At 36.7% G+C, this 12,239-nt stretch carries 11 protein-coding genes; all 11 read right to left on the bottom strand.

Features of this window, described 5'->3' with window-relative positions; translation table 11 throughout:
* Positions 1–53: 53 nt before the first annotated feature.
* On the bottom strand, positions 54–1,382 hold the full coding sequence (locus MHI42_RS06340; protein ID WP_342423195.1) for a LamG domain-containing protein: 1,329 nt from the start codon (positions 1,380–1,382) through the stop codon (positions 54–56).
* 69 nt (positions 1,383–1,451) lie between these two features.
* Complete coding sequence (locus MHI42_RS06335) at positions 1,452–4,472, bottom strand: discoidin domain-containing protein (RefSeq protein ID WP_342423194.1); 3,021 nt, start codon at positions 4,470–4,472, stop codon at positions 1,452–1,454.
* A 3-nt stretch (positions 4,473–4,475) separates the two neighbouring features.
* The gene (locus MHI42_RS06330; RefSeq protein WP_342423193.1) at positions 4,476–5,558 is read right to left on the bottom strand and encodes a discoidin domain-containing protein; all 1,083 of its coding nucleotides are present in this window, start codon (positions 5,556–5,558) and stop codon (positions 4,476–4,478) included.
* A gap of 7 nt (positions 5,559–5,565) precedes the next feature.
* Positions 5,566–6,141 carry a hypothetical protein gene (locus tag MHI42_RS06325; protein WP_342423192.1) on the bottom strand — a complete coding sequence of 192 codons (576 nt, stop codon included), beginning with the start codon at positions 6,139–6,141 and terminating at the stop codon, positions 5,566–5,568.
* Positions 6,142–6,154: 13 nt separating this feature from the next.
* On the bottom strand, positions 6,155–6,505 hold the full coding sequence (locus MHI42_RS06320; RefSeq protein WP_342423191.1) for a hypothetical protein: 351 nt from the start codon (positions 6,503–6,505) through the stop codon (positions 6,155–6,157).
* Between the two features lie 18 nt (positions 6,506–6,523).
* Positions 6,524–7,147, bottom strand: a complete 624-nt coding sequence (locus MHI42_RS06315; protein ID WP_342423190.1) for a hypothetical protein — start codon at positions 7,145–7,147, stop codon at positions 6,524–6,526.
* Positions 7,148–7,238: 91 nt separating this feature from the next.
* Positions 7,239–7,793: a hypothetical protein gene (locus MHI42_RS06310; RefSeq protein WP_342423189.1), complete on the bottom strand. Its 555-nt coding sequence runs from the start codon at positions 7,791–7,793 to the stop codon at positions 7,239–7,241.
* Between the two features lie 692 nt (positions 7,794–8,485).
* Positions 8,486–8,836 (bottom strand): hypothetical protein, encoded by a 351-nt coding sequence (locus MHI42_RS06305; RefSeq protein ID WP_342423188.1) that lies wholly within the window; start codon positions 8,834–8,836, stop codon positions 8,486–8,488.
* A 4-nt stretch (positions 8,837–8,840) separates the two neighbouring features.
* Positions 8,841–9,032, bottom strand: a complete 192-nt coding sequence (locus tag MHI42_RS06300) for a YonK family protein (RefSeq protein WP_342423187.1) — start codon at positions 9,030–9,032, stop codon at positions 8,841–8,843.
* A gap of 175 nt (positions 9,033–9,207) precedes the next feature.
* Positions 9,208–9,528: an HU family DNA-binding protein gene (locus MHI42_RS06295; protein ID WP_342423186.1), complete on the bottom strand. Its 321-nt coding sequence runs from the start codon at positions 9,526–9,528 to the stop codon at positions 9,208–9,210.
* A gap of 124 nt (positions 9,529–9,652) precedes the next feature.
* A complete protein-coding gene (locus MHI42_RS06290; RefSeq protein WP_342423185.1) occupies positions 9,653–12,235 on the bottom strand; it encodes a hypothetical protein in 2,583 nt (860 codons plus the stop codon).
* Between the last annotated feature and the right edge of the window lie 4 nt (positions 12,236–12,239).

The raw sequence follows: 12,239 nt of genomic DNA, 5'->3' as shown, positions 1-12,239 counted from the left end.
ATAGAACACACCCATTAATTCAGATGTGTTCTATAAGTCATAATTAATAGTCACTACCCTAGCGTTATTTTGTTAATCTGACGCTTAGACATATCAACGATATGCTCATATATTTTTCCTGTGCTTAGAACAGTGCTGTCATCACTAACATGTAATAATTTCGAATAGTTCTTTGTCATTACTATGTTATCATTAACAATATTCCCATAAGTTATGAACGTATCTTCCTTATCGTTGCCTAGAAAGTTTGGATATTCTTCAATGATTTGTACGTTATATGCCAATCCATTGTCCCCGTTAGAAACTTGAGAGTTCCCCGTGTTTTTTACTATATTATCATTTAAACTTTTTTCAAAAGTGTAGAGACCATATACTAATTTCATCTCAGAATATAATTTGTTTTTGTAAGACTCTGCTGCTTCAGCATCGTATCCACTTTTAAATACAATATCTTTCAGATAGATTTCTCCAGCTGCACCTGATATGAGTACGTAAGCATTTGTAGCGGCAGCAGTTGCCATATTAGAACCAGTTATCGTAGCATTAGGCGTATTAAGATCGTCAATATATATGGAAAAACTATTATTACTACTATTTCTAGTCGTTACCAGATGTACAACAACATCATGCCAGCTTCCATCATTAATCCTTTTATTCGAGGTAACAGAGCTGTTTTTTGAGCCAATTGTCATGACTAAAAGTGTGCCATCTGACTGCAAAGATATCATGTATCCACCTGCGGATGAACCCGTACTTGTGTTAATTAACACTCCATATTTTGTACTTGTTGTTTTTATTCTAAACATTATGGCACTACCATGATTGTTCAATAATTGCGTGCTACTCGGAATAATGCTAATTGAAGAATTAGCATCTTTTAAATATGCCCCCTGATTTTGATTTATTGAAATGAATTTATTATTCCCTGTTGATGAAAGTAAGAACCTATTTGTTGGAACCCAATAGTCTAACAATTCTCCAGTATCGTTTATGTCTAGTGCATCCCAAGAAAACCCTGTTGAAGCGACAGGGTTATAAATTTCCACATAATGTTTTCCATCGACAAGACCCGTTTTTTCATATTGAAATATTTGTCGTGCTGTTGAAGAAGCGTATTGGGTGAAGCTTCCGACTTCAACATCGTCAATTTTAACCTTTAGTCCTGTTGAGAATGATGAGTATCCTGAAGCGATAACTCTAAATTTGGTTCCCTTGAACAAGAATTTCACAGAGCCATTTGATGTTGCTGTCTCCTGACTATTGCCTCCATATCCACTCGCGACATTCCCCCAAATTCCATAATAAATAAATTTACTATCTGTGTTGTCATATCTTTTCCAATCAGCTTCAGGGGCTGTTAATGCCTGTCCAATTGTTGCCATGATTGACCATCTCCCCTTTAATATATATTTCAACAAGTATAAATAAAAATGAGAAACGCTTTCAAACTATTAAATTTTTATATTCGTAATCTCAAACAACTTCTTCAAATCCACACTCTTTTTAAACACTTTCCCACTTCCTAATACAGAACCTGTTGCACCATTGTCACTCATAGCACTAACAAACGTTGTTGATTTTCTATCCATTATAGACAGATCGCTCATACCATTACTTTTAAAAGTGTCAGCTGAGGGGAAAGTAGTTGAGATTGTTTGCCAATGTGCTGGTGTTTCTGGAGTAGTAGACTCAACTGTGATTAATTGTAATTCACTTATTACAGAATATTGTGTTCCTGATTTCATAAGTATTCGATAATATCTATAATTCAAAGGATTATTAACTGTAAAAACCTTTGTTTCGCCAATGTTCCAAGCCGAAATTGTTTGCGAGTCAATCATGGACCATTCGCTTCCGTTAATACTCCCTTGAAAATCCCAATTGGACATATGTGACCCAACAGTGGCAAAATTATAGAGTACACTATATTTGTCAACTTTTTTCATTTCTCCCATATCAACCTGCAACCAACATGGATATTGCGATACACCATTTGCAAATGCAGTAGTAGACACTCCATCAAATGCGTAATATGCAGATTGAAATCCATTTACATTGTTTGAATTAGTTGATAGTGCGATAATACCATTTGCATCGGAAGCCATCTTCGGAATAATATTCTGTGTGTTTACTATTTCAGGAGTGCCCTCAACCCACTTTTTATATCCTCCATCAAACTTGAAAAGTGATCTTACCGATGTGGGTGTTTCTATGATTAATACGGGGCGGAAGGCGCTGTTACTTAAATTAGAAGATCCAACACTTGTCCAACCAGCTAAAGTCTTTCCTCTGACAACACGAGAAGAGGAAGAGGCTGTACTTGTTAATGTATAAAAATCGCCCGAGTTCCAATTCCAGACCCCATTATCTCCAGCTGTAATCATCCCATTTAGAGTAGAATTGACAATATATTTGTCCCATTCATTATCACTATCTGCTGACGAGACACCACCAGTTAGAAGACGAATGGAACCGCTAACCAACTCTTCATCTGTTTGATATCTTAGAAAGTCAATTTCAGATGTTCTCGCATATGCTCCTCCACCATTGGCAGTGATGACAATGCGATAAGAAGAATACGCTTCAGTATTTGAGATAGTATACGATCTAACTTGGTTATTGCTCCATCCTGTCACTCCTGTCTTTGTGTCTAAGGTTTTCCACGTTGAACCGTTGTTATTAGAACCCTCCAATCTCCATCCCTGCGGAGCATCTGTAGACATACTGCTTGCACCGCCCGTAATGACATAAGATTCAACAATATAAGGCGTTGGGGAATCATATCTGATCCACGAACCATTCCACGATTGACTAGTCGTTAACCAAACATTTGCAGTGGTTTTGTCAAACGCTTTCCAAGCAGGAGCATCCGTTGAGTAGACAGAGCTTGCCGAGGCCACTCCATAAGGTGTTGAATTGGAGGTCATCTTTGGAACAATACTCACGAGTTGTTTTGTAAGTGGTACACCCGATCCGCTTGCAATTCCAGCAGTATTCAACGTATCCCACGCAATTGCACTTTGCACATTTCTATCTGCAACTAATACTTTCTTTTTATTTACGTCCTCAACCATCAACCAATAAAAATCTCCGTTTGGCGTTGCAGAGCTTGCAGCAGGGATAAAATCAGAAGTCTCTATGCCTAAACCACTAAAACTACCAACGACACCGGATGTAGCTTGATAATGACAGCGGATACGCTTTCCTACTACAAGGTCGCTGATATTTGTAACTTCATCGGGGTGATATACCCGCGCATTTATATCTGTATCAAGAGCATCAAGGTAGATTGCTAAAGCTTTATTATTTATAATCTCAATAGTGTGAACAGAGTCAGATAATGCGAGCTTTTCATATACCAATGTCTGATATGCTGTTCCACTTGCACTGACGGTTGAAAACGTTTCTGCTACACCATCGATTTTGATAGTAACTTGATCAGTATAGGCGCTACCTGTTGCACAAATGATTCTCAATTTGGTACTCTGAAGCAGAAATTTCAGACTTCCATTCTGTACATTGGATAAAATTAAGGAGGCATTATATGCATTTGCTGGCGAATTGGATGACCACAATCCAGATGTCTTTAGGAAGGCGAATTGTGCATCATATCTTTTCCATCCACTTTCGGGGGTTGTTAACTGATCTCCTATAGTCAAATCAATGTCAATAGCGTCAAAAGCAATAACACCTGAAGTGTTAATTATTACTTCGTGTGTGCCCAATGCTAAGTCTAATATTTCATAGTTAACAACAGAATACTTAGCACTTGTAGAATATTGAGAAAAACCACCTCGATTAACCCCGTCAATAATAACATTATTTACATTTCCTGTAAGTCTGTCTAAGTTTACGTTGCCAATATATCTTAACTTTGTGCCATAAAACGAGAATATAATCCAATGGTTTCCGCTAGTTACATATTTTGAGGAACCTCCACTATTTGAACTAGTAGTATCAACAATCCAAGAAGAATCAAAGACAAAACGACTATCCGTTTCCTGAACTCTCTTCCATCCAAATTCTGGCGCAGTTAACTCTTGCCCAACGGCTCCGATATATCCGGTATCATCTATATCAATAGCGTCTATCCTTGTTCCAGTGCCCCCCACAGTAGAAACGATTGAAACTGTGTGCAACCCGAGTGACAAACCAGTTTTTTCGAACTGTAGTGCTTGGTATACGAGACTCCCATTTTGACTGAATGTATAGTCAGATCCGTCAATTGTTATGATAGTATTTGTTGGGTGATTTGTATAACGTGGCGCTATGAATCGCAACTTTGTTCCATAAAAAGAAAATGATATAGCAGCTGAACTTCCTATCGTAGCAGTGAATTTCATACTGCCACCATAGTGTGATGCATTGGTCTCAGTTGACCAAGTTCCTGTGTAAACAATCCCTAATGCTGTTTCATCATATCTTCTCCAACTAGCTTCAGGTGCCATCAATGATTCACCAATGTTTGTCATATATCACACCTCCTTATATTCTAGAACTGGCCGGAATCCATAAGTTGCTCCAGCTGAACTTGACGCTACAAACATAAGTCTTATGGCAGTAGTATTACTTCTCGAAATACGGATTGTTGCAGCTGCTAATGCCAAGGCAGGAGTGTCTTGTGTCCACGTAAAAACGCCACTCCAGTGAAATACATCATCCAGCGTCTTTCCAGTTTGAATTTTACCTACAGGGAAATTAACGATATATTTATCCCATTCATTATTTGTGGGCCATGCACCTTTAGACTGATCTGTGGTTGAGATATTACCATTAGCATCGGCATAAGCAACTCCACCAGTGAGAGAACGGAAGATTCCGGTCATTTCCATCAATTTAAACTCCCCGATACTCACAGGGGCATCACCATTATTATTCGAAAATATTTGCAGCCTGAATTTTGAATAGCTGGTCTTGTTTAAAAACAAAAAAGTTTTAGTAACACCTATTGTCCAATTTATAACTCCGACCCTCTCATCCAATACGACCCAATTAGAGCCATCCCAAGCTTCTAAATTGAAATTTTTAGGGGATTGTGCAGCTCGTCCCGCAAGGTCTGACGCAGGGGTTATTGAATAAGCTGTAATCAATTTAGAAGAAGGAAACTCATAGCTCAATGTGTGTGGCAACGAGGCTGTCCCTGTCGCCCATAACGTGCTAACAGACCCATCAAATGCTTTATATGCATCATTAGCTGCTGCGTAAATATTACTTGCACTCGCAACACCACTGGGAGCTGCATTAGAAGTCATTACAGGAATAAGATTTCCGCTATCCCAAGGTACTCCCTGAATTAATTTATTGGTGTTAAATGAATCCCAACTCCCCGTATTTTGCGTAACTCTATCCGCAATCAACAAACCTCTCGCTACCTTTATCATATAAAAGTAATAATTCGCAAAGCTATTTGCGTAAGGAATTCCAGCTGTTGGTAATTCTGTTGTTCCATTATTAAGCAGCCATGAGCCACCATTAAGTGACCCAACTTTGATATAATCTCCGACTTTCATTTCACTGACAGTTGTTCGAAGCTGCCCTGTAGTTGCTGGAGTCGCCATATACACATCACCCCTTTTCCAATAAACTTAATTTATCTATTTTTTTGAATGATGATTTAGGAATATTACCACTCATCATTTTTCCTTCACTAGTCCACGTTGTATCAAGATCATATTTATTTGCGTATACCGTTTTGAGTTCGAGAACACCACTTGTTGAATTGATGTAAGAATTATTGTATTTACCGTTTACATCAAACCCATCAATGGTAAATGTTTCATTACTTCTGATAGGAGAGATAACTATCTTTACACGAGCATAATAACCTACAGGTGTAGTAATAGCTCCTGTTGTTATACTTACCTGTTCCCAATCCGTCCAGGTAAAGCTATCTTGAGAGGACTGAGTATATATCGTATAATTGCCCGTTCCCGTAAGGGTTTTGGCAATATACTTAAAATGAGTTACTTTGTCTGCTATGCGGATTACTTCAGAGATCCAGTATCCTTCGGGGGGGAATATTGATATTCCCGAATCAGCTTTTGCTATCTCAACCAATTGGAGCTTTCCGTTTAAAAACTCCGTATTATTATGCGTTCCAAGACTGAGATCGAGGGGGATTCCTATTTCTTGTGTTGCCATTTATCTCACACCCTTAAATTGAGTTGAAGAAAGCATTATAAAAGGAACCCCTGATTTCCTCAATCTCTGAATCATCACTAAGCCTAAATACTAATGAATTATATTTGATATCTTTATGATTTCCACCCAAGAAGACTTCAATGGGGTAACTATTGGTTTGTATTACTGTTTTTATAGCATCAACTAATTCTGATTCCCCTCTGGCGTATGAAGAAGCGTATGTGCCAACAGGGATTGAAAACGTGTACTCATGAGAACCCGATAAAACAGTGATTTCATTGTTAGATGTGGTAACTACAGTTGTATCACCGATGGCTTTGTTGCCCCAAACGCGCTTATAATTGTCCGTATAAAAGTTTTCCACTACGTATCATTCCTTTGATTAAATTAATTCCCAGTTATAAATACCAGCTTGATTTTTGAGTAGGGGAGCATGGAGTTTATTTGCTACTGAACCATTGATCCTAAATACAAGTTCTCCATTCAGATCTTTATCCACGGATATTTTTATTTCTAAATAAGGTGGAATGTTTTTATCTTGTGGAATATGCAGTAGGTTTTTGAAGTTAATATTTACGTCTGACAAATCCATTGCCTTTTTGTAGCCTACGACATGAGCCACAATATTATTTCTGATTCTACCACTTGCGGTTTTTGATAAGAGCTTTCCGTCTCCAACAGCATCCTTGTATTGAATAATGTCATTATATAAAATTGTCCGACCTGTTAATGGATACTCAATACCATCCGCAATGTAAGACACTTGAATTCGATTTTTATTAATATTGAAGATTCCATTAGCAACATCAAAATAGATTTGCGATCCCATACCAATTAGACCGAAACGAATTAGTTTATTTTTGTCGATTCGGTAATAATCATTTTTTATTCTGGTATCAAATTCGTATTCTGCGAGGCATGAACCGTCCATATAATCCGCGATCCAGATGAAATTTTGTCCTTGTGGAACGGGGGAGAAGCGATATTGATTGTTTCCTAGAATCATAAATGACCTCCACATTGTATTGTTGAGAAATAAAAAAGAGACACAAAGTATGTGCCTCTCACAAATAGAATATAAAAATTATAGTAACCAATTAAACGTAACGGTAGCTGACACGAATTTTAAACGCTTGCTGCCCGGATTTTGCTTCCAGAGGTACATCCGCCTGAAGCGTGACTGTTACATAGTTACCAGCAGCATCTGCCGGAACACCATTGTTTTTAACCCCTAAAATCTCTTTTGTTCCAGGCTTAAGAGGTGTAGCGTACGTTGCACCTGTATTATCTTTTTTTGTCGTACCCGTTGTGCCGATTGGTTTTGTATAATCCTTACCAATACGTGAGGATTCTTGTGCAAGATCGGTTTCTCCAAGCGAATCGACCTGTGCATGGAACCAGTTATTTTTAACAACTTCAATTTCTGAGCCTACGGTATTACCGAGACCACCAGACATATCACGCGTTGTGATTGTACAGTCCTCCATTTTTGAAACATCCGTTGTTCCTCCGCCAGCACCATCGAATCTATTATTCCAAATGTTAAACGTATATGGTGTACTTACATCATCCGCATCGATGACACCAAAGTTGAAGGGCGTAGTAACAGGTGCAGAATGTGTTGCGTTCATCCAAGTTATTACAGGATTCATATATTTTTATCTCCTTCTATATTCTAATTTTTAAGCTAATCGTAATGTTGTAGATGCCTAACCCTTGAGTGTTCATATTAATCCTGAATATGTCTCCAGCACTTATAACCGTATTTTTAAACGTAACGAGTTTATCATCTAAATTTGCATTGGGCTCAAAGCGCAATCTCCGGTTCGTAACTTCAGCCCAATCCTTTAAATTCCTTGTTCGTTCCAGACTAATCTCCGTAACCATTTCTCCAGCAATCTCACAATATCCATTCATTTCAATGAGTTGACCCGCAAAAAGGAAGGGGATGAAATTTTCAATGACACCTTCTGTAAATTTGATCCGAACACGTCAATCTCAATCCATTGGTTGCCATCGTAACGATATCGCTTCCCATCCTTATGCAATACTCTCTACAGCAATTTGAATTTGCTTAATTACATCTTCGCCAGATTGAACTCAGACACGTGAATCGCTCCATGCAGCATATCACTGAGGTTGGCAACGATAATTTCAGTAATTTGATATTTTTGGCTGTATTCAATTGTTTTTGAAATGAGGGTGGAGAGACGATCACGGAATACATTAATATTGTAAGCATTGACCACAAAGAAATAGCACGATTTGTGCTGTTATCATTAGAGATTGGTGGAGAGGGGCGGAGAGGTTTCAATTTCTGAAGCTCTAAAATTGACTCGCTGATTTAATTTTTAAGGTTGTCAAAACGAGCTTCTTTGTAGATGAGTTGATTGTACTCTCTTTTTTGGTCTCGGAGACGCATAGTTTCTTTTTGGAGTTCAACCGTTGCATCGCGTATCTCCTGGACAACTACTTTGTTGCCATACTCAGAAAGGATAATTGGCTTAAATTCTATGTAGCTGTTATAGCGTTTACGCCAACGAGACTCGGAGTATTCTTCTTCACACTCGTCATTAAGAAGTTTGTCTGCTTGAGTCCAAGTAAGACCATATGCTTCTAGATTGTCACCAAGACGAATCAAAAAATCGTCTATAGTAGTATCAGACGATTCGCGTTTAATTATAATTGGAGTCATTCAATTACTCCTTCGGCTGGACAGGCAGATCCTCTTTAATAGAAATTGTTGCGTTTTTGCCGTTATAAGATTTCAGTTCCTCAAGTAAATCATAAACAAATACTCCGCTTTGATCTTCTTCGGTCACTTCCATAACCTCCGTATTAAGTAGCTCTTTAAACTGAATTGAATTGTTGCGCTTTGCTATATTTATCAAATCTCTCTTTCATGTTCTGATTTATGGTAAGTCGATAGCAGGGCACGTATCCAGATCTCTGGTAACTTACCACAGTAAGCGCGCGCGGAGCCTTTCCCACCTCTATCGACCTTCCAGTTGAGATATTTCATCTCTTGAATATGTATATTTTTTGATGAAACTATTGTTTATAAGATTAATTTACAGTTTTCTTCAATGCTGATGCTGGTTTAAAGGCCGGGGTTTTCGATGCAGGAATCGTGATGGCAGCCTGTGCTTTAGCGGTTTCTGGATCAATGCCTTGTTCTTTGAGATCTTTAAGGGTCTTTGGATTAAAACCAGGTCGTTCTTTACGCACACGTGTTTCGAATGTGCCGAATCCAAAGATACCGACCTTGCCACCTGCGGCGAGTGTGCTAGAAACTGTATCAAAAATGTTTTCTACCACTAGAGTTACATCTTTTTTATCCAACCCTGTTTTTGTTGTTACTCCAGTAATCAATTCTTGTTTATTCATTCTTATAAATCTCCCTTTAGTTTATGTTGTGGTTAATAGAGGTTTGATATACCCTTACCATATGTCTACCTCCGCACTTCATAAAAAACCTTTTATTATCAAGGAGGAAATGCATATATTTATTTTAAAGTGTGGAGTTTTTGGCTAAAAACGCCTTTAAAAATGTCTCTTTTTGAGTAGAATGAAGAGTGTTTAATAGTCTTGATGCAATATTTTCTTTCTTATTCTTAGTTAACTTACTTATCATTGAATACATCGTGTCTTCTCCAATAGTCAGCTTTCTAACAAAAAAACTGTAATATTTAATTATATCTTCAATCTTTCGTTCTCTTTCATTTTCGGTCATTTGTTTTGCATATGTATTATTTATCTTCGCATTCATGCTTTCGATATAATTATATATTTTTTGCTCTTGTTTCCTATCACTCTTACTAATTTCTTTCTTTAAAAGTAAATCCTCTAATGGAATATCATTTTTGCCGTTTCCTTTAGCAAGACTTTGCATTTCATTAAATAGAAAGTCCATAGGACATTTATAACTAGCTGTTAAGACATTATCAGACTGGCTTACATATTTCCAGAATAGAGGTTTCTCTTTTCTAAGTTCCTTGTATCTAGATATGTTTTCAATTTCTTTATTAATATTTATATCAAACATCTTTTTCGCCAGATCAATACATATACCAGACAACACCGTGACAACATCAATCTTTTTTAAAAGATTCTCTAATTGTTCTGTACCAAAGTTTTGATGGTACATGTCCCAATATCTAGACATACATAGTTGTCCAGTATTTACTGTTCGCCCTATGTACTTCTGACTATTAGATAACTCATTATCTATTGCAGCCATATCTTTATTACAAACATTATAATGTTTTTTGCTACTTGCTACATTGTTTATACAAACCTTGTATTTTCCGTATATTCGTTTAACGATGAATAATAGTTGTTCGTTATCGCTTAATAAAACCGTATCACTATCATAATCACAGCCTGAGAGAATATCCTGAAGGGGAAATCCAATTGCATTAACACAAACAATATTATCACTGAGATTAAAGTATCTGTCGATTTCGGGAGCTAGAATATTATTTGCAAGCAAGACGTTACTCGGACTTGTATGAGGATTTCTAAAACCTGTAATTTCTTTCTGGCCGAAAAGTTTTGTATATACTTCATTACTTTTTAATGCAATTGGTTTTGGATCTATGGTATCTAATAAGCCTATAGAATGATATAAAAATTCCAGAGGATTACCTAGCATTACACAATAGTCACCGGACAAACGAACCTTGCCATTTTTAATATGTGTAACATAACTGCTTATAATGTTCTTTCTAAAATTCCTAAATATCTTTGTGTTTACTAAATCGTGATTGATATCATATAGATCTGCAAACATTTCATTAGTATTCATGTCATTGGCATTATCTTTAATGTATTCAACAAATAATTCATCATTATTTTTAAGTTGTTCAATGTATGCTCTCTCGAATAATGTTAAGTAATGTATGTCTCTTTGAGTAAGGGGAAGGGAGTTTAACATTTGGTAGCTTATTTGTTGTAATACATTGCCACTCTCACCATAGCCACGTTTTGACCTTTTTTCACTTTTGCATACCCCAAATATACATTTATCTAATGAAATAATCTTTTTCCAATGATCCCACATTTTCTTATCTGTTCCCAATATTGAACTGAACTTTAAAGCCTTTAGACTACTCGGAGTAATGATTAGATGTACATCTTTTGCGAACATGAAGTCATTCTTAAACATAGTTGGGATTTTCCAATCGTTAAAAGGTATTCCCTCGGGGCAATTGTCTCTTAGAAAGTCTTGTATTTTACAATTGAAGGCTGCACTTTTAAACATGTGGTTTCTTAATAAGATCATTGATTTTCCATCTTTAAAGTACTTCTCGTCCAGAAGCGATTCACCATCAAAAAGACTGTTTTTGATATTCGATTCTTCCTCAAAACTGTCAAGGAAGCCATCGTTGCCAGTTCTAACTACACTGGTGTTCTGACGAAATATACTTTCAACATCATTAATGATAAGGATATTGCTGGAACTTATCTCAATGGTGCTCTCAATTGAAGAACCCACCAAGCTTTCATAAGCAAGAAGAGAGGGGTAATCAATTTTGTACTCTTTTGATCTTCCTCTGAATTCAAGTTTCATTCTAGACCACTTAATCATGGGTTCATAAAGCTTCTCTTTAATAAAAAGAACCTGTCCAATTCTTGATTTAGCACTTGATCGTTTATAAGGAACGTACTTGATTTTATTATATACAAATCCTTCAGAATACAACTTCAATCGCAAGTCGCTATAGGAGACTCCAGACCACTTTTCATCATTAATTTCAGAATTGATTAATTCAATGAATTCTTCAAGTTTCTCTTTATAATCCTTTTTGCTTTGCTCAAGGTTAGCTATTTTAACTTTAAGTCTCTTTATAATATTTAAGCCAGAATCAACTCTATGTTTGAATTTGATATTAATAATGTCGTTAGATAGAATTTTATCATTTGTTTTTTTCTTAAATGTTTTAATACCTAAATTGATTAGTTTATTAAGTTCTAAACTGGTTGGAATCATTCCTATGTATTTTAAATCTAATTCTCTACCTCTAACCATATGGTTATATATGTCACTCGCTTCAATGGAAGGGATGTATACAGGCTTGTGCAACTCAGTCAATAAA

Source organism: Paenibacillus sp. FSL E2-0178 (assembly GCF_038593005.1).
Classification (GTDB): Bacteria; Bacillota; Bacilli; order Paenibacillales; family Paenibacillaceae; genus Paenibacillus_AQ; species Paenibacillus_AQ phytohabitans.
This window is presented reverse-complemented; position numbering and strand designations above follow the sequence as displayed.

Excerpts from the sequence above, each read along its gene's own strand:
- MHI42_RS06335 (WP_342423194.1), bottom strand. The coding sequence starts at position 4,472 with ATGACAAACATTGGTGAATCATTGATGGCACCTGAAGCTAGTTGGAGA.
- MHI42_RS06340 (WP_342423195.1), bottom strand. The coding sequence starts at position 1,382 with ATGGCAACAATTGGACAGGCATTAACAGCCCCTGAAGCTGATTGGAAA.
- MHI42_RS06295 (WP_342423186.1), bottom strand. The coding sequence starts at position 9,528 with ATGAATAAACAAGAATTGATTACTGGAGTAACAACAAAAACAGGGTTG.
- MHI42_RS06325 (WP_342423192.1), bottom strand. The coding sequence starts at position 6,141 with ATGGCAACACAAGAAATAGGAATCCCCCTCGATCTCAGTCTTGGAACG.
- MHI42_RS06315 (WP_342423190.1), bottom strand. The coding sequence starts at position 7,147 with ATGATTCTAGGAAACAATCAATATCGCTTCTCCCCCGTTCCACAAGGA.
- MHI42_RS06330 (WP_342423193.1), bottom strand. The coding sequence starts at position 5,558 with ATGGCGACTCCAGCAACTACAGGGCAGCTTCGAACAACTGTCAGTGAA.
- MHI42_RS06310 (WP_342423189.1), bottom strand. The coding sequence starts at position 7,793 with ATGAATCCTGTAATAACTTGGATGAACGCAACACATTCTGCACCTGTT.
- MHI42_RS06305 (WP_342423188.1), bottom strand. The coding sequence starts at position 8,836 with ATGACTCCAATTATAATTAAACGCGAATCGTCTGATACTACTATAGAC.